Source organism: Devosia sp. T2-14, from assembly GCF_055397495.1.
Genome location: NZ_AP027921.1, coordinates 3721295 through 3745561, shown reverse-complemented (window position 1 = coordinate 3745561; position 24267 = coordinate 3721295). Strand labels below are relative to the sequence as shown.

Here is a 24267-nt window from a genome sequence, read left to right as displayed (position 1 = left end):
CATACAAGTCTGTATGCCCACATACAATCGTATGCGAGGCTTCGCTAGCGCAATTTTTGATGTAAGCAGGGGCCGAGTAGTTAAGAGGCTAGGATGACCGAGAAAACGCACAGCGAGGGTCGATCGGCTTCGGTCGGCAAGAGGGAGGCGCCCATGCGGCATGCCAACCTGCTTTACATGATGCACGAGCTGTCCAGGCTCATCAGCACCCACTTCGACCATGTGATGCATCAGCACCAGCTGACCCATGGACAGTGGTGGGCGCTGATGCACATTTCTGGACATGCGGGCGCCACCCAGACCGAGCTTGCCGCCATAATGCAGATGGGCCGCGCGTCGACGGGCAAGGTGCTGGAACGGCTTGAGGCCAAGGGCTGGATCATTCGCCGCCCCGACGAGAGCGATCATCGTGTTCGCCGCGTCTATGTCAGCGAGTCGTCCGAGCCGGTGTTCAAGATCATGCAGGAGGAGGGGGCGAAGATGTTCGACACGTTCCTCGCGGGCATCGATGACGCCGAGGAGCGCCAGATCATGGCTGGTCTGGGCAAGCTCAGGATGAATGCCGAGCGGGCCCTGGGGATCTCGCAGTAGCCACCAGAATGGGGAAGAGGCGCAGCCCGGGGAGACTGCGCCTCTTTTGAAAGCTGGTGTCCATTCTGGAGCCAGCCGGGCAGGCGCGTTCTGCAACCTGCCGGGGAGACCTGCGCCGCCATTGGGGGAATGCGACGCAGGGAAACCGGGGTGTTAGAAGGGCAGGATCGCGTCCATTGCCTGCTGGCCGTAGCGGGGCTGCTGCACGTCGGTGATCTGGCCGCGGCCGCCATAAGCGATGCGGGCTTCGGCGATCTTGGACGAGGTGATGGTGTTGTTGGCCTGGATGTCGGACGGGCGGACGATGCCGGCGACGATCAGGTCGCGGACTTCAAAGTTCACCCGCACTTCCTGACGGCCCTCGATCACCAGATTGCCGTTGGGCAGGACCTGGGTGACGACGGCAGCAACCGAAGTCGCCAGCGATTCCGAGCGGTTCACCGAGCCATTGCCGCGGTTGCTCATGCCCGAGTCGAACTCGATGGCTGCCGAGGGGTCGAAGCTGCCGCCGCTGATATTGTTGACGGCGGCGCCGAAGATCCCCCCCATGCCGGCCGAGTTGGTCGAGGAGCGGCCCGACTGGGTGGTGTTGGCGATCTTGGCGCTGTCATCGATGGTCACCATGACCGTCAGGATGTCGCCGATGCGGTGGGCGCGCTCATCCTTGAAGAAGCCCTTTGCCGAGGTGCGATACAACGAGTTGGGCTGGTAGGTGTCAGCGATGGCTTCGGGCATCGGCATGCGCACTGGCTGGTAGCCGGCGACCGTGGTGGGGTCGGAAATGGCGGTCAGCGGCGGCGCGTTGCCGACGCTGGCGAGACGATCCATCGTGTTGCAGCCAGCGAGCGTGGCGGTCAGGGTCAGCAGGGCGGCGAGCTTGAAGATGTTCATGGTACTGATCTCCTGAAACTTAGAGGCCCGCTACGGCGAGCGGATTGGCGCTGACTTCGACGGCGCCCGCAGCGATGGCGGTCGCGCTGACGACGCGCTTGGACATGAGGTTGAGCACTTGCAGCGGGCCGCCTTCGGCCGCGCCGGTGATGGCCTGGCCCTTGACGGTGAGGGTCATCGGGCCGTTGCGGAAATAGATGGTCACGACGTCGTTCTTGGACACCATGAGGGGAGCGGCAACGTCGGAGGGCTTGAGCATCATGCCCTCGCGGCTCTGGCGCACCAGGGCCTTGCCGAGCACGTCTTCGAGGCGGGCGACGCCGGTGCTCTCGACATATTTGAGGGGAACTGGGCGCATCACGATGTTGTCGCCACCGAGCACGGTACCAGCGGCCAGGGTGCCCGCGATGTGGGGAGCCTCGATCATCATCTCGATCGTGCCCGACACATCGAGGGGCTGTTCGATGCCGTCGATGGCAAAGCGCGCCGAGAAGGTGCCGGCGCCGGGGAGGTAACGCAGGTTGACGACATGGGCGGGCTGGGCGCTGGCTTCGGCATTCACCGGGCGGACGGCGCCGTTGAACATGGTGTTGATGCTCATGCCCTTGCTCAGGATGCCGCGGGCGCTCAGGTCGGCGGCGATCAGGTCGGACAGAACCTTCTCGTCAACCACCGAAGCGGCGCGGCTGACGCGGATGCCGTCGAGGCCATTGGCGTCGAACTGGGTGATGCCGATACGGGCGAGAGCCGAACGAACGTCGTTCAGCTTGACCGTGCCGGTGGTGCCGGGCAGCGGCGAGCGAAACAGGGCTTCCTCGGCAGCCAGGCCAGCTTCGTCGAACAGGTCGCCCAGCGTCACAACCGAATTGGTGACCACGGTTTCCGACTTGAGGACCGGGGTTGCGAGGGCGGCGCTGGTCAACAGTACGGTGGTGACGGCGGCGAGTGCGGTACGCAGGATCATGGTCATCGCTCCCATCAACGCAGCTGGCTGGTGGCCTGCATCATCTGGTCGGCGCCAGAGATGATGCGGGCGTTCATTTCGTAGGCGCGCTGGGCCGCGATCAGGTCGGAGATTTCGGTCACCGAGTTGACGTTGGACATTTCCAGGTAGTTCTGCAGCAGGCTGCCGGTGCCGTCCGTGTTGGGCACGTTGACCTGGGCGGGGCCGCTGGCGGCGGTTTCGATGAACATGTTGTCGCCCATCGATTCCAGGCCCGACTTGTTGACGAAGCGGGCAAGCTGGAGCTGGCCGAGCTGGGTCGGGGTGCTCTCATTGTTGAGATAGGCGCTGACCATGCCGTCGGGCGAGATCGCGATCGAGGTAGCCAGGCCCGGAATGGTGATGCCGGGCTGGATCGGGTAGCCGGCCGAGGTGACCAGCTCGCCATCGGCGGAGCGTTCCAGCGAGCCGTCGCGGGTGTAGGCGGTGCGGCCGTCGGGGAGGTTGACCATCAGGAAGCCTTCGCCGCGGATGGCGACGTCGAGCTCGCGCTCGGTGACGTTGACGGAGCCCTGGCTCATCACGCGCGGGGTGGACACGGTGCGTACGCCCGAGCCGATTTCGAGGCCGGCGGGAACCATGGTGCCCTGGTCGGAGGTCTGGGATCCGGCGCGGGTGATCTGCTGGTAGAGCAGGTCTTCGAACTCGGCACGCTGGCGCTTGTAGCCAGTGGTGCGCATGTTCGCGATGTTGTTGGAGATGACTTCGACGTTGCGTTCCTGAGCGCTCATGCCGGTCGATGCGATATACAGGGCTTTCATGGCGTGTCCTCAGGTCAGGCGTTGGTGTCGCCGAGGCGCTGGATGGCAGTGCGGCGGAGCTCGTCCTGCTTCTGCGCCAGGTTCGCGGCGGATTCGTAAGCGCGGGTGACGCGGATCATTTCCGACATCTCGGTCACGCCCGACACGTTCGACTTTTCGACGAAGCCCTGCATGGCGCGGGTATTGGTGGCGGCGACAGGCGTGCCACCGGCATACAGGTTGTTGCCTTCGCGGGTGAGCTGTTGGGGATTGGCGAATTCGACGAGGCGCAGGCGGCCCTTGGCACCGGCGCTCGAGCTGACGGCGCCGTCAGCGGCAACGAGGATGCCGGTTTCGTCGGGCCCGAACTGGATCGGGCCGCCTTCGCCGAGCACGGCGTTGCCGTTGAGGTCAACCAGCGTGCCGTTGGCGCTGAGCTGGAACGAACCGGCCTTGGTCCAGCGTTCGCCGCCCTGGGTCTGCACTGCGAAGAAGCCTTCGCCGTTGAGGCCTACGTCAAGCTCACTGCCGGTCTGCACCATGGCGCCGCCGGTCAGGTCGTGAACGGTAGCCCAGTCCTGCGTATAGGAGAGGGGCTGGTCGAGAGTGGGGAAGTCTTGGTTGCGCGCAACCGGCATCACGAATTCTTCGAACAGCAGCTGTTCGCCCTTGAAGCCGGTCGTGTTGATATTGGCCATGTTGTTGGCCACAACGTCCATCTGGCGCTGCAGCGCGATCTGCCGGCTCAGGCTGATAAGTTGCGCGTTTTCGATCATCGCTGATCCCCGGAAAGTTAACGTCCCCGAAGCTGCCGACTTCCCCAAGCCGGCGCCTCGGTATTTACTTTGCAGAAACCATGCCAAGCCGGTAAATTGAATAAAATCAAGTAGATAGAGAAATATGTGTGCTAACCTTGCCGAGGGCAATCTGCCGAGGGTGGCAAAATTTGCCCGGCAAATATTGCCGCTGAGGGGGTGATTGTAACCTTTCGTTAACCATCTCGGCCTTAGCTGGACGGACGTCCGGAATCGTCCGGAAAGCCTAGTGTTTGCAGGTTGGCATGGCCGCTGAAGCAGAAGTCGAAGACGGCGCCCCAGCCAAGAAGGGGATACCCAAGCTCTTTATCATCATCGGAGCCGCGGCTGTCGTCGTGCTACTCGGTGGGGCGGGGCTCTATGTATTCCTGTCGTCATCCACGCCGGCCAAGGAAGAGACGGCTGCCGCCGCAGCTGCGCACACCTTCATCTTCAACCTGCCGCCGATGATCGTGAACCTCAACAATGCCGAGCAGGGCGCGGCGATGATGAAGCTGGGCATCGCGCTCGAAGTCGCCAACGAAGAGATGATGCTCGAGATCCAGCCGCGCATGGCCAAGGTGATCGATTCATTCCAGGTCTATCTGCGCGAGCTGCGCAAGTCGGATCTTGAGGGCTCCGCGGGCGTCTATCGCCTCAAGGAAGAACTGCTGCGCCGCGTCAACGTCGCGATCTATCCCAGCCGCGTTGAATCCATCCTCTTCAAGGAAATCCTGGTGCAGTAATGGCTGAGCCAACCGATCAGGAAAAATTGGCGGCGAACTGGGGGCTCAACGATGTCGCTGGTGCTGCGTCTACCATCGCCGAAGAGGACATGACCGAGGAGCAGCGCAACGCCGCCGCTGCTGCCGAATGGGCTGCCATGTTGGAAGGCACCGACGCCGATGGCGATGGTGGCGTCGATCGCGTGCTCAACCAGGATGAAATCGACAGCCTGCTCGGCTTTGATGCCAGCATTGGCTCCAATGTCGAACTGACCGGCGTCCAGGCCCTCATCAACTCGGCCCTCGTCAGCTACGAGCGTCTGCCGATGCTCGAAATCGTCTTCGACCGCCTGGTGCGGCTCGCGACGACGTCGCTGCGCAATTTCACCTCCGACAACGTCGAAGTGACGATGGATTCCATCTCCTCGGTGCGGTTCGGGGACTACCTCAATTCCATCCCGCTGCCGGCCATTCTCTCGGTCATTCGCGCCGAGGAGTGGGAGAATTACGGGCTGCTCACCGTCGACTCGAGCCTCATATACTCGATGATCGACGTGCTGCTGGGTGGTCGCCGCACCGCCGGCAATATCCGCGTCGAGGGGCGGCCCTATACCACGATCGAAATGGCGCTGGCCCGCCGGATGATCGAGATCATCCTTGAGGACACGCACCGCGCCTTCGAGCCTGTGACGCAGGTCAATTTCAAGCTTGAGCGCATGGAAACCAACCCGCGCTTTGCTGCCATTTCCCGCCCAGGCAATGCTGCGATCCTGATTGAGCTGCGCATCGAAATGGATGACCGCGGTGGCAAGATCGAGATCCTGCTGCCCTACGCCACCATCGAGCCCATCCGCGAACAGCTGCTGCAGATGTTCATGGGTGAAAAGTTCGGCCGTGACCCGATCTGGGAAGGCCATCTGGCGACTGAAATCTATTCTGCCGACGTCGAGATCGAGGCCGTGCTGCATGAGCAGGATCTGCCGCTGTCTCGCGTACTGGGGCTGAAGCCCGGCGACACTATCATGTTCGATCGCACGCCCACCGAACCGGTCCGGCTGCGTTGCGGCGATGTCGAACTCACCGAGGCCATCATGGGCCATATCGGCAATCACGTATCGGTGCGGGTTACCCGCCCGCTCAACCCGCCCAAGGTCACCATGGCGGCCTTTGAAGCGATCGACGAGAAAATGGAAGGACGATGATGTTCGGCTTGCCTCTGGGGCTGTTCGTGGAAGGCGCTGTCGCCGTTCTGCTCGCGCTGACAATCGGATATTGCGTCGTGCTCAATGCGCGCCTGAAGCGCCTTCACGCCGACAAGGATGAAATGCGCAAGATGGTCGCCGACCTGGTCGGTGCCACCAATCTGGCCAATCAGGCGATCAAGGAGCTCAAGCAGACGGCCGTCGAAGCCGATCTGTCGCTCAATTCTCGCCTTGAAGAAGCCGAACGCTTCGGCATCGAGCTGGCCAAGCACGTAAATGCTGGCACCGTGCTGATGGAGCGCATCGCCAAGATCACCAGCGTGGCCCGCCACAGCCAGGCCATCGAGCCTGTCGAAGCGCCCAACAAGGTCCAGTCGGCCCTCGATCAGCTCTCGGCGCGCGTGCGCAATCGCGGAGCCGCTGCGTGACCAATATCCGCCTGCTACCGGTCGTCGTGATGGCCATTTCCGCTCTGCTGGTGCTCAAGACCCTGGGTCTGGTCACCAATGGCGGCTATGTGCTCACGGGCGTCACCTCTGCCTTCGCGGCCGGTGCAAGCTCCAGCGGTTCGGCGGGCGCCGCGCCCGAGGGCGGGGATCCGACGGTCACCCTCCCGACCGAGCCGACTTTGTCCGATACCACGCCGACCCTCTCTGACGTTTCGCCCACGCTGGGTGCCCCGGCAGCGGCTCAAGCCGCTGGCGGCCATGGCGCCCCCGCGGCAGCAGCAGACGCAGCTGCTGGCCATGGTGCTCCCGCCGAGGCCGCAGCCCCGGCTGGCGAACATGCCGCGCCCGCTGCGCCGTCCGTGGCCGGCGCGCCGTCGGTTTCGAGCACCTATTGCATCGAACCCAATGCCACCCTTACCGAGACCGGAGAGGTCGTGTTGCCGCGCGAGGGAATCGTTGCGGCCGAGCCGGCGCCGGTTCCCGAAGGCAGCTTCGCCAAGGCCATGGCCACCGACTGCCTGCCGTCCGGCGATGTCGTTCCGACCGAGCTTGGCCCCAAGGGTGAGCATGTTCCGCTGGTGCTCCCGGCCGGTGCCTCGATCACCGAGCAGCAGTTGCTGGAGCGCCTGGCATCACGCCGTGGCGAGCTCAAGCAGTTCGAGGACGACCTGGCTCTGCGCGCCTCCATTGTTGATGCCGCCGAGAAGCGCATCGAGGAAAGGGCCGCCACGCTCGAGGCGCTCGAAGCCCAGATTTCGTCGCTGGTCGATCAGCGCCAGGAAATGGAGAAGGGGCAGTTTGCCGGGATTGTCGCGATGTATGAGGCCATGCGTCCCAAGGATGCCGCCACCATCTTCAACAATCTCGACATGGAAGTGCTGCTGCGCGTCGCCAAGACCATGAGCCCGCGCAAGATGGCGCCGATCCTGGCCCAGATGTCCGCCCCCCGCGCCCAGGAACTGACCGTTCGCATGGCCGCGATTGCCGACAAGCCACCGGCCGTCGAGATGACGGCAGGTGACTTCGCGGCCCTGCCGCAGATTGTTGGTCAGTAAGGGTTTTCCGTTCGGAGTAAGGCCGCGTTAAGCCGCGGGCGCTAGGGTCGGCACGAGAGTATTGTGTAACCCATGCGTTTGCTGATCTCGGGGCTGAATGCCTCGCCAGCCGACGCGTCATGTGCGTCGGGCGGGCAGAAGCCAGTGAAGACCGCTATCAAGTCTGGTATGCGGCGCGCTAGACGGGTCGTGGGGTTCGGTGTCGCTATGGCGGTGCTGTGCCTGGCCTCGCCAGCTTTGGCGCAGGAGCAGGGCCAACTCTACGCCACCCAGGAAGATGGTTACGCCCGGCTCATCCTGAGCTTTCCCGGCCGCGATACCCTGCCGAAATACTCGATGCGCATCGAAAATGGTGTCCTTTCCATCGAGTTCGAGGAAAAGGTCGAGGTCATCCTGCCCGATGTCGGCACCACCATGCCGTCCTATCTCTCGGTTGCCCGGGTTGATCCCGATGGCATGGGTTTGCGCTTGGGCCTGCGCTCCGCGTTCAATTTCAACCGCATTGAGGCCGGCGAAAAGCTCTTCATCGACCTGATGCCGCAGACCTGGCAGGGCATGCCCCCGGCGCTGCCGCAAGACATTATCGACGAGCTGGCCGAACGCGCCCGCCTCGCGGCCATCGAGGCTGAGCGCAAGCGCAAGGCCGATGATGTGGTAGCGCTCGATCCGCAGGCCCGGGTCCGCATCGGCCGCAATCCCACCTTCATGCGCCTGCAGTTCGATTGGACTGTGCCGACCCAATCCGAATTTCTGCGCGATGGCGATAATTATCATATCGCCTTCGAGTGGCCCGTAGGTGTGGATATGCGCGAGCTTGCCGCCGATCTGCCGCCAGAAGTTGCGTCGGTGGAAAGCACGGTTACGCCCGACGGCGCGATGGTCTCGCTGAAAATGGCGGAAGGAATTGTTCCGCGCTTCTACGAAACCACCCCGCGCCAGTTCGTGCTCGATATCGACATTGCCGGCATCGGCTTGCCCAGCTTCACGCCCGAGGCTTTGGTCGATCAGCTCGACGAGGCCAAGGCCGAGCAGGCTGCCGTCAAAGCGGCATCGCTCGCATCGGCCAATGTCGAGGCGCTCTCTGCCGACAATGTCGGACGAACCATTTCGCCCTTTGTAAGCGTCCTGGGTTCTACGGTTCGCGTGGTTTTCCCGTTCGAGCAGGATACGCCAGCCGCCGTGTTCCGCCGGGGCGACACAGTCTGGATGATCTTCGACACGACCTCCGGCATCAAGCAGCCCGCCAATTCTGGTGAGTTCGATGCCTTGGCCAGCGAGTTCGCCGTGCTGCCGTCGGGCGATACGCAGGTGGTGCGCATCGAGCTGTCGCAGGATCGGCTGGCGACCCTGGGTTCGGAAGGCATGGCCTGGGTCCTGTCGCTGGGCGACATCATGCTGACGCCCACCGAGCCGATCGACCTCACCCGCCGCCGCGACGTGGAGGGCGACTTCGAGGTCGTGGCCAATGTCGAGCGTCCGGCCCGCGTACATGAGTTCCGCGATCCGATCGTGGGCGACATGCTTTCGGTCGTTACCGCCTATCCCCCGGCGCGCGGTGTCACCCGCACGCTGAATTATGTCGATTTCTCCGCGATGCGGAGCGTGCATGGCCTCGTCATCAAGGCGCATGACCCCGCGCTCAATGTTGCGCTCGACAACCAGCTGGCTGTCATTTCTACGCCAAACGGGCTCACCGTCTCGGCCGTCGATGGTCCGCGCCTAGCCGGTACCGCGATGGAAGAATCGCTGCGCGGCGGGTTCGTTGATCTGGTGCAGCTTGAAGAGAAGGACTTTGGCCAGCTCAACCGGCGCGTTGAGTTGCTGCGCGCCCAGGCGGCCGGCGGGGAGGGCAGGGAGCGTGACATCGCCCGGCTCGATCTGGCGCAGTACTACGTCGCCAACGGCTTCGCCCATGAAGCGCTGGGTGTCGTCAAGGTCATGGAGGGTGATCTCAAGGCCGAAGACCTGACGCGTAAGCTGCGCATCACCAAGGCCATCGCCTCCACCATGGCGTCACGCCCGGCGGACGCCCTCGCCATTCTCAATTCGGCGACCTCCGCGCAGGAGATCGATGCCCTGCTGTGGAGGACCATCGCGCGCGTCGACAACTACGATTTCAAGGGCGCCAGCCTCGATGCCGTCGAAGCGGCTTCAATCGTTGAAAACTACCCGCTTTGGGCGCGCAACAAATTCTACTTCGCCGCCATTCGCGCCGGCGTTGAAACCAACAACATGCCGTTGGCCGAGAACAATCTCGACCTGATCGACTTCAATACCCTCACGCCCGAGGAGGCGAGCCTCTATCACCTGCTCTCCGGGCGGGTTGATGAAGGGCGCGGCCGGATTGCCGAGGCGATCGATACCTATGGTCAGGTCATCGCCGCTGATGTTCGCCCGACCCGTGCCGAAGCGATATATCGGACCCTCCGCCTGCTCGACGAAGAGGGTAAGCTGGACCTGACCAAGGCCGCCGAGACGCTGTCTGCGGAAGCGTTGCTGTGGCGCGGCAACGCGCTGGAGGCGGATATGCAGACCATGCTCGCCAAGTTCTATTTCCGCGACGGCAGCTACCGCGAGGGTTTCGAGACCGTCCGCAACGCGGTGGCCAACTTTCCGGAGAATCCGTCGATAAATGCTCTGCGCGACGAGTCGCAGCGGGTGTTTGTCGAGCTGTTCCTCAATGGCGTGGCGGACTCGCTGCCGCCGGTCGAGGCGCTGGGCCTCTACTACGATTTCCGTCAGCTCACGCCGCCCGGCGCACGCGGCGACGAAATGATCCGCAACCTCGCCAAGCGACTGGTGCGCGTCGATCTTCTCGCCCAGGCCGCCGAACTGCTCGACTACCAGCTGGAAAATCGCCTCTCTGGCGTCGCCAAGACCCAGATTGCCGCTGATCTGGCCGTGATCTACCTGGCCGACCGCAAGCCGCAAGACGCCCTGCGCGTGCTCAATGCCACGCGTCTGCCCGCCCTGCCGGAGTCGCTGGCGCGCCAGCGCCGCCTGCTGGAAGCCCGCGCGATGATTGATGGCGGGCGCGATCAGCTGGCGCTCGACATGCTCAGCGATATGAGCGGCCGCGACGTGACCGTCCTGCGCATAGACGCGCATTGGAAGGCCCGCCGCTACGATCGGGCCAGCGAGATGCTTGAGGCACTCTATGCCAACGAGCCCGCCGGTAAGCCGCTCAGCCAGCCGGTTCGTATGGGCCTGATCAAGGCCGGTGTGGGCTTTGTGCTGGCCGGTGACCGGTTCGGCCTGTCGCGCCTGCGCGCGAAGTTCGGCGATGCCATGGTCACGACGCCGGAATGGCCGATGTTCGATCTGGTCACGGGTCAGGTTGAAGTCACCAGCCTTGAATTCAAGGCAGTGGCCGCGCAGGTCTCGGGCGTCGCGGGCATCAATGCCTTCCTCGCCTCCTATCGCGATACCTATGGCGGTGAAGGCGCTCTGGCGCCGCTCGTTGCCAGCGAACCGTCGGCGGGCCTCGCCTCGCTCTAGCGCGGGCCCCGGCTATCCGCTGACGAAACTTCGCACCAGCGAGCCTGCGACCAGGTACCAGCCGTCCACCAGCACGAAAAAGATCAGCTTGAACGGCAGTGAGATCACCACCGGCGGTAGCATCATCATGCCCATGCTCATCAGCACCGATGCAACCACCATGTCGATGACCACGAAGGGCAGGAACAGCAGGAAGCCGATTTCGAACGCCCGGCGGAGTTCGGAAATCATGAAGGCCGGAACCAGCAGCTGCAGCGGAATAGCTTCCGGATCTTCGGGCGGCGGGGCATCCGTCAGGTCGTAGAACAGCGCCAGGTCCTGCTGGCGCACATTGGCCCGCATGAATTCATGCAGCGGCGCGCTGCCCTGCTCGAAAGCCTGGGCGAATTCGATTTCCCCCGCCAGCAGGGGCGCAATGCCCTGGTCGTAGGATTGCTGCAAAGTTGGCTGCATCACGAAGACGGTGAGGAACAGAGCCAGCGACACCATCACAGAATTGGGTGGCGCCGTTTGCAGGCCGATGGCCGTGCGCAGCAGCGACAGCACCACGACGATGCGGGTGAAGCTGGTCACCATCACGAGGATGGACGGCGCCAGCGACAGCAGTGTGATGAGGCCGATGATCTGCACCGCGCGCTCGGTGACGGTCGTATCGTCGCCGAAGTCGATGGAGATATCCTGCCCGAAGGCGAGGCTTGGCGTCAGGGTCAGCAGCACCAGCGCTGCGAGCCCGGCAAAGGGTGCGAGTCGCCGCAAGCGCGACGGCGGCGCCTCAGTTCCGGGTTGCCTCGTTGTTGTCGTCGACAAGGTCGGTGCCTTCTATGTCACGCCGCGCCCTGTCCTCTTTAGCTGAGTCGGCCGCTGCCGATGCCGCAGAGGCTGAGTTTTCCGGGGAAACTGGCAATTCCTTCTCGTTTACCGGGCGAAGCAGGCCCGTATGGCGCAAGGAGAGGTGAGCTCGCTTGTTGGTGGGCTGGCCGGTTTCACGCAGATGGTCGAGCACCGTGGGCGGACCCGCCGGGCGTGGCGGCTCAACGACAGGAGCCGGAGCGGCTGGTTTCGAGGCTGCTTGAGCCGGCTTTGCGGCTGGGGCAGGGGCCGGCTTGCGGGCGGCCACCATCGGTACAGGCCGGCGGGTGGGCTGTGCCGCGGGGGCTTCCTCGACTGGAATGCCGGTCTCGATCACCAGGTCCTGCGCTCCGCCGGTCAGGATCAGGTGATCCACATTGTCGCGACGCACGATCAGCAGCTGCCGCTTGGGATCCAGCGCAAGGCTATCCACCACACTCAGGCGCCGGTTGCGGCCGCGGCCCACATTGCCCGAAGCGCGAAACAGCACCTTGAGCAGCCACAGTGCCAGGATGATTGCCACAATGACCGCGCCGAGGGCGAAAGCCGCGGTCACGAATGTACTGCCGGAACCACCGAACAGGCTGGTGATGAACTGCATATCTGCTCCAAATCAGGTCCGTCGCGAATCCGGACGGCATATATTGCCTATCACATGTCGTAAATGTGCAGAATGCGAGGCCGGATGTCCCGTTATGGGCGCTGGTTAACTCTTGATTAACCATAGCCCGGCAAGATTTGCCCATCGCGCTCTATGGAAGAGACTCGCGGGGAGGCTTGCCCAATGGGCCTTATGGATATGCCGGTTTTCTCGGCACTGACCGACAAGATGCGCTGGCATCAGACACGTCAAGGCCTGCTGGCCGAAAACGTGGCCAATGCCGAGACCCCCGGTTACCGCGGGCGCGATCTGTCGCAGTACGATTTTGCCGATCGCGTCGGGGCCTTCTCCTCGGCGGGCGTGACCACGACGGCAACCCAGCCGATGCATTTCTCGGTCTCGGGCAGCGATGGCGCGTTTGGCGCGCAGCGCATGGCCAATTTCGAGATTACCCCGGAAGGCAACGGCATAACCCTCGAAGACGAGATGATGAAGGTCACCAACAACCTGATGGATTACCAGGCCGCCACCTCGCTCTATCAGAAGTCGGTCAAGATCCTCAAAACCGCACTCGGCCGGCAGGCATAGGAGCTAGCGTAGTATGGACTTCAATTCCTCGCTTCGTATCGCCGCGACTGGCCTTCATGCCCAGACCGCCCGCATGCGCGTGATCGCCGAAAACCTGGCCAACGCGGATTCTGCGGGCAAGGCGCCGGGCGATGAGCCTTACCGCCGGCGCATTCCCACGTTTCAGGCGACCTTCGACGCCGAAGTGGGGGGCAAGATCGTGGAAGTCGGGCGCCTCGCCTATGACAACAGCGATTTCTCCTCGCGCTACGAGCCCGGCCATCCGGCAGCGGATGCCAGCGGCTATGTGCAGTATCCCAACGTCAATCCGCTGATTGAAGCGATGGACATGCGCGAGGCCCAGCGCACCTACGAGGCCAATCTCAACGTCGTAACGGTTACGCGGCAGATGCTCGGGCGCACGCTCGACATCCTGCGCGGCTAGTCGAACAGGAGTCATAAATGGCCATCAGCACCCCTTTCAACGCCGCTACTGCCGCCTATGGCAATGCCAGCCGGCTCATCAACCAGGCCGCCAAGCCGCAGACCGATCTCACCGCGCTGGCTGCTCCCACCGGCGGCAACAATTTTGCCGACATGCTGGCCCAGCAGGTGCAGGGCGTGGTCGATAGCGGTAAGACCAGCGACGCAATGGCCATCGACATGGTCAACGGCAAGGCCAATGTCGTCGACATGGTCACTGCCCTCAGCGAAACCGAAATCGCCATCGAGAGCATGGTCACCATCCGCGACCGCGTGATTTCCGCCTACGAAGAAATCATGCGCATGCCGATCTGAGGTTTCCTTCCACCACGTTAGGTCGAGGCCCCGGGCAGGGGCATCCGCCTAACCGGTGGACGCGGCAATCCCGCTTTCACACCTTGTTGCCGCAAGGAGTACACTCGCCTCAGGACGGCGATTCGTCCGGCGGAATCCAGCATGACCGGCGCAGAAGCCCTCGACATCGCCAGTGCGGGTATTTGGACCCTCATCATCGTCTCGGCGCCGATGATGATCGTGGGCCTTGTCGTTGGCGTTATCATCGCGCTGTTTCAGGCGCTGACACAGATTCAGGAACAGACGCTGGTCTTCGTTCCCAAGATCCTCGCGATCTTCGTCACAATGCTGCTGCTGCTGCCGTTTCTCGGCGCCACCATGGGCGGCTACATGAACCGCATCGTCGACATGATCATCGTGGGCGGCTGACGTGACGGTCGGGGTCGATTGGCTGCCCAATACGGCCTTCATCTATATCCTGCTGTTTTCGCGCATCGGCGCCATCCTGATGCTCATGCCCGCGCTCGGTGAGGATATGATCCCGATGCGGATGCGCCTCAGCTTCGCGCTGGCCTTCACGCTGGTGGTTTATCCGCTGCTGGCCTCCAGCATGCCGCCCATGCCGGCTAATATGATGGCAATTCTCGGTCTCGTCTTCCACGAGCTGGCCATCGGCATCATTCTGGGCGCGATCGTCCGCATCACGGTGATGGCCACCCAGGTGGCCGGCGCCATCATCGCGTTCCAGACTGGCCTTTCCGCCGCAATGGCTGCCGATCCGACGCAGGTGGGCGTGCAGGGGGCGGTGTTCGGCAGCTTTCTCAGCTTTCTGGGCATGGTGCTGATTTTTGCGACCGACCTGCACCACGTCGCACTCGCGGCCACCTATGACAGCTATGTGGTGTTCCCGCTCAATGCGCCGCTGATGTTCGATGATGCGGCCCAATTGGCCATCCGCACGGTGGCCGGAGCGTTCAGCGTAGGCATCCAGATGTCTGCTCCGTTCATTGTCTTCGGGTTGGTCTTCAACCTCGGCGCGGGCATCTTGGCTCGCCTGATGCCGGCCATGCAGGTCTATTTCGTGCTGATGCCGGCCAATATTATTCTCGGCCTGATCCTGCTCGCCCTGCTTTTGACCATGATGATGGGTTGGTATCTCACTTCGTTCGAGAACCACCTTGCGATGTGGAGGGGTTAGGTGAGCGACGCCCCCGAGCAAGACGCCAAAACAGAAGACCCCTCACAAAAGAAGCTTGAGGACGCCCATAAGAAGGGTGATGTCGCCAAGAGCCAGGAGGTCGTTACCTGGTTCATGCTGCTGGGGTCGGCGGTGATTTTCGCCATGTTGGGGCCCCCGGCCGCAGCGGGCCTGATGGGCCAGCTCAAGCTGGTCATCATGCAGGCCGATCAGTTCCAGCTGGGCGGGGCCGGCTTCGGCGCCTTCTTCAACAATCTGGCCATGGCGCTGATCGGAACGATCCTGCTGCCGTTGGTGGTGCTGTCAGCCTGTGCGGTCCTGGCCAATCTCATCCAGCACCGGCCGCTCGTCTCCACCGAGCCGATCACCCCGAAACTCTCCAAGATTTCCCCGCTGTCGGGCGCCAAGCGCCTGTTCTCGAGCGACTCGCTGGTCAATTTCGGCAAGGGCCTGCTAAAGATCTTCATCGTGGGCATCGTGGTGATCATGGTGGTCTGGCCCGAGCGGGATCGTCTCGACACCATGATGACGGCCGATCCGCTGGTCATCCTCGCCGACTTCCAGGAAATCGGTATCAAGATCTTCATCGCCGTGCTGGCGGTCGTCACGGTCATCGCCATGGCCGACTATCTCTATGTCCGCCAGAAATGGTGGAAGAAGCAGATGATGACGGTTCAGGAAACCCGCGACGAATACAAGCAGATGGAGGGCGATCCCCATATCAAGGGCAAACTGCGCCAGCTGCGCAGCGAGCGCGCCCGCCAGCGCATGATGTCGGCGGTGCCCGATGCGACGGTTATCGTCACCAACCCGACCCACTTTGCCGTTGCGCTCAAATATGATCGCAGCATGAAAGCCCCGCTCTGCGTGGCCAAGGGCGCTGACGCCATAGCCCTGCGTATTCGTGAGATCGCCAAGGAGCATGACGTTCCCATCGTCGAAAATCCCCCACTGGCGCGCGCCCTGTTTGCCTCCGTCGAGGTCGACCAGACCATTCCGGGCGAGCATTTCAAGGCCGTGGCTGAAGTCATCGGCTTCGTCATGCGCCTCAAGCAGGGCGCAGGCTGGAAGGCGCGCTAAGCCAATCCCTACCACCCACAATCGCTGCCCGCGGACTTGATCCGCGGGCCGTTTGACACTCTGCACGGGTTGATAATGGCCCACGGATCAAGTCCGTGGGCAGCGCCGGTGGGGAGTTGGGCACGAGGATGCACTTCCGCTGGGTCACCCCGGCCTTGAGCCGGGGTGACATCAAGGGTGTGAGAGATCGGGAGCTAGTCCCGCAAACCCAGCCCGTCAATCGCGGCCAGCTGCGCCGGCTCCAGCGGACCCAGCCGTTCTGCTTCCAGTGCCTGTTCCAGCTCGGCGACGTTCTTGACCCCCAGCACCAGCGTATCGACCCCCGCCATGCCCAGCGCGTAGCGATAGGCAACGATAGCGGGGTCGTCGCCCCACTGTAGGCAGAGTGCCCGGTAAGACGCGGCCCGGTCGAAATCCGACTGGTCGGGCCGCGCCTCTCCCGGCAGCCGGCGGTCAAACCCCGCCGTCAGCGCCCCCGCCTGCACCGCTCGCACGCCCATGACCCCGACGTCATTGGCCTTTGCGGTGGCGATCACATGGCGGGGGCGAGCCCGTATGCCGCTGCCATTCATGGCACCGGCGCTGTCGAGCAGATTGCTGATCGCCTGCACGGCCACGGGGCGTGGCCCCGATGACAGCACATCGATTGTCGTATCCGGCAGGTTGATGCCGGTAATGCCCCAGCCACCGATCAGGCCATCGGCCATCAACCGCTCGAAGGCGGGTACCACCGCTTCGCGGAACAGCGTCAGGCTGGTCGATCGCGTATCGCGCGGAGGTTCGGCGGCGGGATAGTCGAAGTTGTCCGGCCGGATTTCGGTGTGGAGCAGCATGATGTCGGCGCGATCCAGCATCATCGCCGCAAGGCTGATTTCGAGCGATGTCCGCAGCCGGGAATAGACTTCGTCCTCGGGCGGAGAGCCCAGGCCAAATTTGGTGGTGATGCGCACGTGCTCGGGCATCCGGCCCTTGAAAGCACGGGCGATCATGCGTTCGCAATTGGCATAGCCGGGCGCGGTGTCGATCAGGTCGATCCTCGCCTCGATGGCGCGGTGGATGGTGCCGACGGAGTCAGCGTCGGAGGCCGCGCCCCAGCCCTGGCCGATCCCGCCACCGCCCAGTGTCAGGCGGCTGACGGGGCCGAAGCGTCCAAGATTGTTCTGTTGCATGAAACTGCTCCTGCCTTCCGTTCAGTTCGCGCGATCGGACACGAAGCGTTCGATATCGCGGCGGGTAATGCCCATGTCGGCCAGCAGGCGGTCATCGAGCACGGCAAGCTTGCGGATCATGGCCCGGTCCTGCTGCCAGGAGCGGAGTCGCCGGGTGAAGCGTGTGAACACAAGAAGTCTCCTTCGTCGGAATTCGCGGCAAGGCAAAGCCAGTGCCGGCCACTGCGTGACCTGCTTTTCAAACCTGGCTGTATTTGACTTGCCGCCCGGCGCGCTACTTGCGCCGCTGAAGTCATACTTGCGCAAAAATGCCCCGCACCGCTATGCTCAGGATCGCAATGCGCTTTGCAGAAATGAAAAATGGATTTTGGTTGGGACGATCTGCGGCTGTTTCTCGATGTGGCGCGGCTGGGCGGGCTCAGTGCGGCCACGTCCACGACCGGGCTGAGTGCGGCGACGCTGGGCAGGCGTGTTACGGCGCTGGAGCGGCAGGTCGGTGAGCCGCTGTTTCACCGCTCGCAGACTGGCTATCGGCTGACCAAGGCCGGCGAAGAGCTGCTGGCCCGCGCCGAAGACGTCGAAGCGGCGATGATTTCGCTCAAGCACTGGCGGGACGGCAGCGTCGGCGAGCGGGTGGTGCGGATTTCAGCGGGTCCGTGGACCTCGTCTTTCGTCGCCAACCATATCGGCGACATCTGGCGCGCCGACGATCGCTTTGGCATCGAGCTGGTCACGGCGGGACAGAAGATCGATATCGGCCACCGCAATGCCGATCTGGGGATTCGCAACGAACGCCCCACCGAGCAGTGGCTGGTCCGCCGCCAGATTGGCAAGGCAGCCTTCGCCATCTATTCGGGCGTCAATCTGATCAATGGCATCAAGGCAGGCCTGTTCGTGGGCGTTTCGGGCGAGAATGGGCAGACCCATAGTTCTCGCTGGATTCAGGCCCATCACGGCGATCGCATCGGGGTGCGCGGCAATGATCCGATGAGCGTGCGCGAACTGGTCGCTGCCGGGGCAGGGCTGTCCGTGCTGCCCTGTTTCCTTGCCGATACCGACCCCCGCCTGATCCGTGTCGCCACGCCCATTGCCGAGCTCGAAACCGATCTCTGGCTGGTCAGCCATCACGAGGAGCGCCACGGCCTTGCCGTCCGCACCGTTTCCGAGCGCCTAGCGGACCTTATGCTGGCCCACGCGCCGCTGATGCGCGGTGAACGGCCGCTGCATGGAGTTTAGCGCGACGATTGGAACTTCTGCGCCGCCACCGCAGTTGCTAGGGTTTGCCCATAGTGCAACCTGGGAGATCACAATGAAGCGCACGGCCACCGCCAACTGGACAGGATCGCTGAAGGAAGGGTCGGGAACCCTTGATGTTCCGAGTGGCGCATTCGCGACGCTGCCCTATACCCACAAGGGGCGTTTCGTTGATGAAAGTGGCCGTTCGGGCACCAGCCCGGAGGAGCTGATCGCGGCGGCTCACTCAGCCTGCTTTGCGATGCAGCTGGGGCATTTTCTGGCCGAGAACGGTACGCCGGCGACCAATCTCAAGGTCGAAGCGGCGGTCACGCTGGTCCCCGGCACGGGCATTACCGGCAGCGCACTGACCCTCGTCGGCACAGTGCCGGGCATTGACAACGCCACGTTCCTGGAGCTGGCCGAGAAGGCCAAGATCAATTGCCCGGTGTCCAAGGCGCTCGGCGCCATCGATGTCACGCTTGAGGCAAAGCTCGCCTAAGCGTCGCTGAGAACACTCACCTGCACGGCCCGCGGAGGTGATCCGCGGGCATCTTGTCATGCCTCGCACTGCAGCCTCGCCAAAATCGCCTGGATAAGCGCGGGGTCAGGCGGCGTTTTGGCACGTCCGTGGTGCCTCCGATGTTGAAAACCGTGATCGGCTTCCCGCAGTGCCGGACCATTTGCTAGACCTTGACGCAGCGCCTGATTCGGCCAGACTCACCGGCTACGGAGCAAATTGACCATGGCAACGACGCGCCTCGGCGAGGACAACTATCCCGATCCGCTCCAGGCGGGACGCAGCAGCTCGGGATTGTGGCGCGTTGTCGTGCTCAGCGTCGTTCTGGTTGGCATCGCCGTCGCCTTCACCTTCTTCGGCAATAGCATTTCGGCTGATGTGGTGATGGCCTTTGTCGGCGTGCTGGCGGTGGTTGGCGTGTTCTGCCTGTTTGGGCTGGCAGCCGGCCTGTTCCGCTTCGCCAATGGCGAAGAGCGCCGCACGGTGTCCAATGCCGTGGTCGACAGTCTGCCCTTCGGCGCAGTGGTCTCAGATCGCGAAGGCAAGATCTCCTACGTCAACGCTCATTACGGCAGCTTCAGTGGCGCCATCAATAATGGCGTTCCCGTCGGCGTGCCGCGCCTGTTCGCCGGACAGTCCGAGGCCAGCGAGGGCATTTACCGCCTGTCGCGCGCCGCCAAGGATGGCCGCGCCGCTGTCGAGGATATCCGCATTGTCGGAGGCCTTGGCGGCTCGATTTCCGACAGCGCCAAGGTGTTCTGGTATCGCGTCGGCGTGCGCCCGCTGCCTGAGTCCGACGAGGCCAAGAAGCCGCTCGTCATTTGGTCGGTTGAAGACATCACCCGGGACCGCGACAATAACGAAAGCGCCTTCCGCGACCTGCAGCGCGCCATCGACTATCTCGACCATTCCCCGGCCGGTTTTTTCTCCGCCGACGCGCATGGCCGCATTCAGTATCTCAACTCCACCCTTGCCGATTGGCTGGGCTACGACCTCGCTGAGTTCAATTCGGGCCATTTAAGCCTGTCCGACGTGGTGCGCGGCGATGGGGCGACCTTGCTGATGCGCGGTCGCGGGGACGGCGAAATCCGTACTGAGATCATCGATATCGACCTGGTCCGCCGCAATGGCACCAGCCTGCCGGTGCGCCTGCTGCATCGCGCCGCCCGCCTTGCCGATGGCGAACTGGGCGAAACCCGTACCCTGGTGCTCGACCAATCCAGCGCTCCCGATACCGAAGAAGAGCTGCGCGCGGCCGAAGTGCGCTTCTCGCGCTTCTTCAACGACACCCCCTTCGCCATTGCGACGCTTGACGGGGAAGGGCGGATCATCCGCACCAACGCGCCGTTCGGCCGTATCTTCAAATGGTCGGGCGAAGAAAAGAGCCTTGAGCTGCAGCCGCTCAGCGAACTGATCGGCGAAGGCAGCCGCGAAAAGTTTGCGCGCGCCGTTGCCGATGCTTCCGCGCATCTCTCCGAGGTCGAGCCCGTCGATGCCTTCCTCAGCGCCGAGGGCGACCATGCCGTCCGGCTCTACCTGTCGGCCTCCGAAATGAGCTCGGGCTCGCCCGAGCAGGTCAATGTCTACGCCCTCGACATGACCGACCAGCGCAAGCTTGAGGCCCAGTTCGCCCAGAGCCAGAAGATGCAGGCCGTTGGCCAGCTCGCGGGCGGTGTGGCACACGACTTCAACAATCTGCTGACCGCTATTATCGGCTTCTCCGACCTGCTGCTGCTCAAGCACAAGCCCGGCGATCCCTCGTTCAGCGAACTCATGCAGATCAAGCAGAACGCCAATCGCGCGGCCGGCCTCACCCGCCAACTGTTGGCCTTCTCGCGCCGTCAAACCCTGCGTCCGCAGGTGCTCGAGCTGCCGTTGATCGTCGACGACCTGACTGTGCTGCTCAAGCGCATGATCGGCGAGAAGAACACGCTGGGCGTCGAGCATGGCCGCAATATCTGGCCGGTTCGCGCCGACGTGGTTCAGCTCGAACAGGTTATCATCAACCTCGTGGTCAATGCCCGCGATGCCATGCCCAATGGCGGCGCAATCACCATCCGTACCTCCAATGTCGAACGGTCCGAAGCCGAGCGCATGAACTTCGACGGCATGACGCCGGCGGACTACGTGCTGATCGACGTCGAGGACATGGGCACGGGCATGAGCCCCGAAGTCATCGCCAAGATTTTCGAGCCCTTCTTCACCACCAAGGACCTCGGCAAGGGTACCGGTCTTGGCCTCTCGACGGTCTATGGCATCGTCAAGCAGACCGAGGGCTACATTTACCCGGTCTCGACGGTCGGGGTGGGCACCACCTTCAAGATATTCCTGCCGCGCCACATTCCGGCGGTCAACGAGGCAACCACCAAGACGGCTGCCGCCGCTCCGGCGCGCGACCTCACCGGTCACGAGCGCATCCTGCTGGTGGAAGACGAAGAGAGCGTCCGCGCCTTCTCCGCTCGCGCCCTGCGCGCCACCGGCTATGAGGTGTTCGAGGCAGACGGCGGCGAAGAGGCGCTCGAAGTGCTCGAAGACCTCGACTACAAGATCGACCTGATGATCTCCGACGTCGTCATGCCCGAAATGGATGGTCCGACGCTGCTCAAACAGCTCCGCCAGACCATGCCTGATCTCAAGGTCATCTTCGTGTCCGGTTACGCCGAGGAAAGCGTTCGCCGCGACATCCAGGACGACCAGAGCGTCGAATTCCTGCCCAAGCCCTATTCGCTCGACCAGATCAATACCAAGGTCAAGGAAGTGCTGCAGATGGTGGCCAAGGGCGACGGCAATTGAACGTGCAGGGTCGCTTTGAAGGGCCAGCCGAGCTCAACGTCTTGGGCGAAGCGCTGAGCCCCTGTTCGAGCGACCCGCTGACCGGGTTCTTCCGCACCGGCTATTGCTCGGCCGGACCCGACAATGCCGCAGTGCACCTGGTGTGCATCGAGGCAACGGAAGCGTTTCTGGCTTACTCGAAATCGGTGGGCAACGACCTCTCGACCCCGATGCCGCAATTCGCCTTTCCTGGGCTCGTGGCCGGCAACCGCTGGTGTCTCGTCGCCCAGCGCTGGTGGCAGGCTCACCACGATGGCGCCGCGCCTCGCGTCTACCTCCGTTCCACCAATCAGGCCGTCCTGGGGCTTATCCCCCTTGAGGTCCTCAAGGCGTATGCGCTGGATCTAAACTAGGGTTAGTTAGCGGGGAGGCGGGTTGGCCTCATTCCGTCATCAGCTCCACCAAAACTCTGTCCAGCTTGACGAAGCCGAATTCCATGCCCTCGGCCATCGGGGTTGCCAGGGCGGCGTCGCGGGCCTGCTTGGAGGCGTAGGTGATGGTGTTGATGAGCGTCGTGCGCTGATCGATTTCGGTCAGTTCCAGCAGGCCGATGGTCTCGCCGCCCGTCCAGTCCTCATCGAACAGTTCGGCGGTGACGACGCGCGAGACCGGCTCGAATTCGCGGATCACGCCGCCCATGCCCATCACATAGCCGTCGGGGGCTTTCCATTCGTAGCGGTACTTGCCGCCCACCCGGGCATCGAACTCGCAGACCGTCATGATCCAGCCTTCTGCGCCGTTGAGCCATCGCCGGATCAGAGACGGCTGGGTGTAGCAGGCAAAGACCAGATGCCGAGGAGCGTCGAACTGCCGGGTGATGACGATCTGGGTATCGGTGGGTGTTGTCACGGTCAGCGGGCCGCCAAAGCTCATCGCGCGCTCCTCAGTTGTTCGGGCCGGCTTGGGCCTCCAGCCGCTTCAACTCGTCGAGCAGCCGGTCGAGCTGCCCGAACTGGGTCTCCCAGAACTTGCGATATTCTATCAACCAGCCCGTCGCTTCCGCCAGTGGCTTGGCTTCCAGCTTGCAGGGGCGGCGCTGCGCGTCCCGGCTGCGTGAGATCAAGCCGGCATTCTCCAGCACTTTCAGGTGCTTGGAGATGGCCGGCTGGCTCATGGCAAAGGGCTCTGCCAGCTCCATCACCGAAGCTTCGCCCTTTGCCAGGCGCGCCAGAATGGCCCGCCGCGTCGGGTCGGCAAGCGCCTGGAAGGTCGTATCGAGAGAATTTGGATCGGCCACGGAATAACTCATCAGTTCTAGAACTGGATGGTTATATCAGGTTTGCCCCGTGTCAGGCAACGCCGCCAGGAACCGGCGTGCCGGGCGCCAGCAGGCCTTTTTCCGCCAGCGTCGTCCACAAGGCGTCGGGGATATTGACCGACCACCAGTCAACGATGCCGTCGAGTTCCTCGGGCGATCGCGGCCCTGGCAAGACATTGCAGACGGCCGGGTGGGTCAGTGGGAATTGCAGCGCTGCGGCGGGCAGGGGCACATCGAATTCGCGGCAGACAGCCTCGATGGCGCTGACTCGCCGCACGATTTCCTCTGGAGCCTTGGCGTAATTGAACGTGCTGCCGCCCACCAGAATGCCGGAGTTGAACGGCCCGCCCACGACAATGGACGTGCCGCGCTGCAGGCAGGTGCTCAGGCATGGCTCAAGCGATGTCTGTTCCAGCAGGGTGTAGCGCCCGGCCAGCAGGAAGACGTCCCAGTCGCCCAGCGCCATGGCGTCCATCAGAACCGGCCACTCGTTGACGCCGAGACCGATGGCTTTCACCGTGCCGCTGTCCCGCAACTCCCGCAGGGCGCGATAGCCGCCGCTGGTCAGCTGCTGCCAATAGGGCCGGTTGCCGTCCACGCCGTGGGTGCCGGTGCCGATATCGTGGACATAGAGGATATCGATCTCGCTCATGCCCAGCCGCTGCTGGCTATCCTCGAACGACCGCATGATGCCGTCATAAGAGTAGTCGAACACTTCCTCGAAGGGCAGGGGATCGACGAATTCGGTGCCGTGCTTGTGGCCCTTGTCGACTGGCTTAAGCAGACGCCCAACCTTGGTTGATAGCAAAACCGGTTCGGCGCGCTCCCGCAACACGTCGCCCACCAGATGCTCGGAGCGGCCGATGCCATAGTGCGGGGCGGTGTCGATGTAGTTGATGCCGATATCGATGGCGTGGGCCACGGTGGCGCGCGCCTGTTCGGCGGGGACGGCCCGGAAACTCCCGGCGATTGTGGCGCCCCCCAGCCCCAGAGTGGTCATCTCAAGGTTGGTGCGCCCAACACGGCGTTTCTCGAATGCACGACCCGTCATTTGATCCCCTCCACAGGCGGAGGATAACTGACATGTTAGTTGAACTGCTTCAAGATCAATCCAACTCAGGACGCGTCTGGGACCTCTTCAAGAAAGGCGCAAAAAGAACAGGATGGGTAGGGACAAGGCCGGGACCGTCCCCTATCAATAGTTCAGTGGCGGTCCATCGCGCGATCGCGTGCAT

At 63.2% G+C, this 24267-nt stretch carries 27 protein-coding genes; 16 read left to right on the top strand and 11 right to left on the bottom strand.

From position 1 onward, the window contains the following. The first annotated feature begins 93 nt into the window (after positions 1-93). Positions 94-591, top strand: a complete 498-nt coding sequence (locus ACZ5WT_RS18540; protein ID WP_464285231.1) for a MarR family winged helix-turn-helix transcriptional regulator — start codon at positions 94-96, stop codon at positions 589-591. 153 nt (positions 592-744) lie between these two features. Here the strand turns inward: ACZ5WT_RS18540 and flgH are convergent, their stop codons facing one another. Genes flgH through flgF form a run of 4 tightly spaced genes read right to left on the bottom strand, consistent with a single transcriptional unit; the run spans position 745 to position 4001 of the window. Beyond that, a complete protein-coding gene (flgH, locus tag ACZ5WT_RS18535; RefSeq protein WP_464285230.1) occupies positions 745-1482 on the bottom strand; it encodes a flagellar basal body L-ring protein FlgH in 738 nt (245 codons plus the stop codon). A gap of 19 nt (positions 1483-1501) precedes the next feature. Beyond that, positions 1502-2446: a flagellar basal body P-ring formation chaperone FlgA gene (flgA, locus tag ACZ5WT_RS18530; RefSeq protein ID WP_464285229.1), complete on the bottom strand. Its 945-nt coding sequence runs from the start codon at positions 2444-2446 to the stop codon at positions 1502-1504. Between the two features lie 14 nt (positions 2447-2460). Next, a complete protein-coding gene (flgG, locus tag ACZ5WT_RS18525) occupies positions 2461-3246 on the bottom strand; it encodes a flagellar basal-body rod protein FlgG (RefSeq protein ID WP_464285228.1) in 786 nt (261 codons plus the stop codon). Positions 3247-3260: 14 nt separating this feature from the next. After that, a complete protein-coding gene (gene flgF, locus ACZ5WT_RS18520) occupies positions 3261-4001 on the bottom strand; it encodes a flagellar basal-body rod protein FlgF (protein ID WP_464285227.1) in 741 nt (246 codons plus the stop codon). Positions 4002-4285: 284 nt separating this feature from the next. On the opposite strand from flgF, the gene ACZ5WT_RS18515 reads away from it, so the two are divergent. The 5 genes from ACZ5WT_RS18515 to ACZ5WT_RS18495 all read left to right on the top strand — a co-directional run bounded on the left by ACZ5WT_RS18515 (position 4286) and on the right by ACZ5WT_RS18495 (position 10948). Further along, positions 4286-4765 (top strand): flagellar basal body-associated FliL family protein, encoded by a 480-nt coding sequence (locus tag ACZ5WT_RS18515; RefSeq protein ID WP_464285226.1) that lies wholly within the window; start codon positions 4286-4288, stop codon positions 4763-4765. Next, complete coding sequence (gene fliM, locus ACZ5WT_RS18510) at positions 4765-5946, top strand: flagellar motor switch protein FliM (protein ID WP_464285225.1); 1182 nt, start codon at positions 4765-4767, stop codon at positions 5944-5946. The genes ACZ5WT_RS18515 and fliM overlap by 1 nt, the downstream gene beginning before the upstream one ends. After that, entirely contained in the window at positions 5946-6374 is a 429-nt protein-coding gene (locus ACZ5WT_RS18505) for a DUF6468 domain-containing protein (protein ID WP_464285224.1), read from the top strand. Before fliM ends, ACZ5WT_RS18505 begins: the two co-directional genes overlap by 1 nt. Continuing rightward, a complete protein-coding gene (locus ACZ5WT_RS18500; RefSeq protein WP_464285223.1) occupies positions 6371-7450 on the top strand; it encodes a MotE family protein in 1080 nt (359 codons plus the stop codon). The genes ACZ5WT_RS18505 and ACZ5WT_RS18500 overlap by 4 nt, the downstream gene beginning before the upstream one ends. A gap of 144 nt (positions 7451-7594) precedes the next feature. Then, on the top strand, positions 7595-10948 hold the full coding sequence (locus ACZ5WT_RS18495; protein ID WP_464285222.1) for a tetratricopeptide repeat protein: 3354 nt from the start codon (positions 7595-7597) through the stop codon (positions 10946-10948). A 12-nt stretch (positions 10949-10960) separates the two neighbouring features. Here the strand turns inward: ACZ5WT_RS18495 and fliP are convergent, their stop codons facing one another. Then, the gene (gene fliP / locus ACZ5WT_RS18490; protein WP_464285221.1) at positions 10961-11704 is read right to left on the bottom strand and encodes a flagellar type III secretion system pore protein FliP; all 744 of its coding nucleotides are present in this window, start codon (positions 11702-11704) and stop codon (positions 10961-10963) included. Between the two features lie 16 nt (positions 11705-11720). Continuing rightward, positions 11721-12398, bottom strand: coding sequence for a flagellar biosynthetic protein FliO (locus tag ACZ5WT_RS18485; protein ID WP_464285220.1), 678 nt, complete (start codon positions 12396-12398; stop codon positions 11721-11723). Positions 12399-12581: 183 nt separating this feature from the next. On the opposite strand from ACZ5WT_RS18485, the gene flgB reads away from it, so the two are divergent. The 6 genes from flgB (at position 12582) to flhB (ending at position 16020) form a co-directional block, all read left to right on the top strand. After that, the gene (flgB, locus tag ACZ5WT_RS18480; RefSeq protein ID WP_464285219.1) at positions 12582-12986 is read left to right on the top strand and encodes a flagellar basal body rod protein FlgB; all 405 of its coding nucleotides are present in this window, start codon (positions 12582-12584) and stop codon (positions 12984-12986) included. A 13-nt stretch (positions 12987-12999) separates the two neighbouring features. After that, positions 13000-13410, top strand: coding sequence for a flagellar basal body rod protein FlgC (gene flgC / locus ACZ5WT_RS18475; RefSeq protein WP_464285218.1), 411 nt, complete (start codon positions 13000-13002; stop codon positions 13408-13410). 17 nt (positions 13411-13427) lie between these two features. Then, the gene (locus ACZ5WT_RS18470) at positions 13428-13763 is read left to right on the top strand and encodes a flagellar hook-basal body complex protein FliE (RefSeq protein ID WP_464285217.1); all 336 of its coding nucleotides are present in this window, start codon (positions 13428-13430) and stop codon (positions 13761-13763) included. Between the two features lie 141 nt (positions 13764-13904). Further along, positions 13905-14171, top strand: a complete 267-nt coding sequence (gene fliQ, locus ACZ5WT_RS18465) for a flagellar biosynthesis protein FliQ (protein ID WP_464285216.1) — start codon at positions 13905-13907, stop codon at positions 14169-14171. 1 nt (position 14172) lies between these two features. Continuing rightward, positions 14173-14940 carry a flagellar biosynthetic protein FliR gene (fliR, locus tag ACZ5WT_RS18460; protein ID WP_464285215.1) on the top strand — a complete coding sequence of 256 codons (768 nt, stop codon included), beginning with the start codon at positions 14173-14175 and terminating at the stop codon, positions 14938-14940. Further along, positions 14941-16020, top strand: a complete 1080-nt coding sequence (gene flhB / locus ACZ5WT_RS18455; RefSeq protein ID WP_464285214.1) for a flagellar biosynthesis protein FlhB — start codon at positions 14941-14943, stop codon at positions 16018-16020. Positions 16021-16214: 194 nt separating this feature from the next. On the opposite strand, the gene ACZ5WT_RS18450 is transcribed toward flhB, so the two are convergent. Together ACZ5WT_RS18450 and ACZ5WT_RS18445 are read right to left on the bottom strand one after the other, a co-directional pair. Continuing rightward, positions 16215-17189 carry an aldo/keto reductase gene (locus ACZ5WT_RS18450; protein WP_464285213.1) on the bottom strand — a complete coding sequence of 325 codons (975 nt, stop codon included), beginning with the start codon at positions 17187-17189 and terminating at the stop codon, positions 16215-16217. A gap of 21 nt (positions 17190-17210) precedes the next feature. Further along, the gene (locus tag ACZ5WT_RS18445) at positions 17211-17360 is read right to left on the bottom strand and encodes a YjiS-like domain-containing protein (RefSeq protein ID WP_464285212.1); all 150 of its coding nucleotides are present in this window, start codon (positions 17358-17360) and stop codon (positions 17211-17213) included. Between the two features lie 189 nt (positions 17361-17549). Here ACZ5WT_RS18445 and ACZ5WT_RS18440 point away from each other — a divergent pair, with 189 nt between their 5' ends. The 4 genes from ACZ5WT_RS18440 (at position 17550) to ACZ5WT_RS18425 (ending at position 22127) form a co-directional block, all read left to right on the top strand. Then, positions 17550-18425: a LysR family transcriptional regulator gene (locus tag ACZ5WT_RS18440; protein WP_464285211.1), complete on the top strand. Its 876-nt coding sequence runs from the start codon at positions 17550-17552 to the stop codon at positions 18423-18425. Positions 18426-18498: 73 nt separating this feature from the next. Next, a complete protein-coding gene (locus ACZ5WT_RS18435) occupies positions 18499-18924 on the top strand; it encodes an OsmC family peroxiredoxin (protein ID WP_464285210.1) in 426 nt (141 codons plus the stop codon). Positions 18925-19167: 243 nt separating this feature from the next. Further along, on the top strand, positions 19168-21735 hold the full coding sequence (gene cckA / locus ACZ5WT_RS18430; RefSeq protein ID WP_464285209.1) for a cell cycle histidine kinase CckA: 2568 nt from the start codon (positions 19168-19170) through the stop codon (positions 21733-21735). A 2-nt stretch (positions 21736-21737) separates the two neighbouring features. Continuing rightward, positions 21738-22127 (top strand): DUF2237 family protein, encoded by a 390-nt coding sequence (locus tag ACZ5WT_RS18425; protein ID WP_464287247.1) that lies wholly within the window; start codon positions 21738-21740, stop codon positions 22125-22127. A 28-nt stretch (positions 22128-22155) separates the two neighbouring features. Here ACZ5WT_RS18425 and ACZ5WT_RS18420 read toward each other — a convergent pair whose 3' ends face one another. From ACZ5WT_RS18420 to ACZ5WT_RS18410, 3 genes are read right to left on the bottom strand one after another with little or no spacing between them, the layout of a single operon-like run. Next, on the bottom strand, positions 22156-22647 hold the full coding sequence (locus ACZ5WT_RS18420) for an SRPBCC family protein (protein ID WP_464285208.1): 492 nt from the start codon (positions 22645-22647) through the stop codon (positions 22156-22158). A gap of 10 nt (positions 22648-22657) precedes the next feature. Beyond that, positions 22658-23011 carry an ArsR/SmtB family transcription factor gene (locus ACZ5WT_RS18415; RefSeq protein WP_464285207.1) on the bottom strand — a complete coding sequence of 118 codons (354 nt, stop codon included), beginning with the start codon at positions 23009-23011 and terminating at the stop codon, positions 22658-22660. Between the two features lie 52 nt (positions 23012-23063). Then, on the bottom strand, positions 23064-24083 hold the full coding sequence (locus ACZ5WT_RS18410; RefSeq protein ID WP_464285206.1) for an aldo/keto reductase: 1020 nt from the start codon (positions 24081-24083) through the stop codon (positions 23064-23066). Positions 24084-24267 lie beyond the last annotated feature (184 nt).

What these genes read in the sequence shown, in the direction of transcription:
- flgG (WP_464285228.1), bottom strand. Translation starts at nt 3,246, where the DNA reads ATGAAAGCCCTGTATATCGCATCGACCGGCATGAGCGCTCAGGAACGC.
- flgB (WP_464285219.1), top strand. Translation starts at nt 12,582, where the DNA reads ATGGGCCTTATGGATATGCCGGTTTTCTCGGCACTGACCGACAAGATG.
- fliQ (WP_464285216.1), top strand. Translation starts at nt 13,905, where the DNA reads ATGACCGGCGCAGAAGCCCTCGACATCGCCAGTGCGGGTATTTGGACC.
- ACZ5WT_RS18435 (WP_464285210.1), top strand. Translation starts at nt 18,499, where the DNA reads ATGAAGCGCACGGCCACCGCCAACTGGACAGGATCGCTGAAGGAAGGG.
- ACZ5WT_RS18505 (WP_464285224.1), top strand. Translation starts at nt 5,946, where the DNA reads ATGTTCGGCTTGCCTCTGGGGCTGTTCGTGGAAGGCGCTGTCGCCGTT.
- ACZ5WT_RS18450 (WP_464285213.1), bottom strand. Translation starts at nt 17,189, where the DNA reads ATGCAACAGAACAATCTTGGACGCTTCGGCCCCGTCAGCCGCCTGACA.
- flgA (WP_464285229.1), bottom strand. Translation starts at nt 2,446, where the DNA reads ATGATCCTGCGTACCGCACTCGCCGCCGTCACCACCGTACTGTTGACC.
- ACZ5WT_RS18410 (WP_464285206.1), bottom strand. Translation starts at nt 24,083, where the DNA reads ATGACGGGTCGTGCATTCGAGAAACGCCGTGTTGGGCGCACCAACCTT.
- ACZ5WT_RS18485 (WP_464285220.1), bottom strand. Translation starts at nt 12,398, where the DNA reads ATGCAGTTCATCACCAGCCTGTTCGGTGGTTCCGGCAGTACATTCGTG.
- ACZ5WT_RS18540 (WP_464285231.1), top strand. Translation starts at nt 94, where the DNA reads ATGACCGAGAAAACGCACAGCGAGGGTCGATCGGCTTCGGTCGGCAAG.
- ACZ5WT_RS18470 (WP_464285217.1), top strand. Translation starts at nt 13,428, where the DNA reads ATGGCCATCAGCACCCCTTTCAACGCCGCTACTGCCGCCTATGGCAAT.
- ACZ5WT_RS18440 (WP_464285211.1), top strand. Translation starts at nt 17,550, where the DNA reads ATGGATTTTGGTTGGGACGATCTGCGGCTGTTTCTCGATGTGGCGCGG.
- ACZ5WT_RS18515 (WP_464285226.1), top strand. Translation starts at nt 4,286, where the DNA reads ATGGCCGCTGAAGCAGAAGTCGAAGACGGCGCCCCAGCCAAGAAGGGG.
- ACZ5WT_RS18420 (WP_464285208.1), bottom strand. Translation starts at nt 22,647, where the DNA reads ATGAGCTTTGGCGGCCCGCTGACCGTGACAACACCCACCGATACCCAG.
- flgC (WP_464285218.1), top strand. Translation starts at nt 13,000, where the DNA reads ATGGACTTCAATTCCTCGCTTCGTATCGCCGCGACTGGCCTTCATGCC.
- fliM (WP_464285225.1), top strand. Translation starts at nt 4,765, where the DNA reads ATGGCTGAGCCAACCGATCAGGAAAAATTGGCGGCGAACTGGGGGCTC.
- flgF (WP_464285227.1), bottom strand. Translation starts at nt 4,001, where the DNA reads ATGATCGAAAACGCGCAACTTATCAGCCTGAGCCGGCAGATCGCGCTG.
- flgH (WP_464285230.1), bottom strand. Translation starts at nt 1,482, where the DNA reads ATGAACATCTTCAAGCTCGCCGCCCTGCTGACCCTGACCGCCACGCTC.
- cckA (WP_464285209.1), top strand. Translation starts at nt 19,168, where the DNA reads ATGGCAACGACGCGCCTCGGCGAGGACAACTATCCCGATCCGCTCCAG.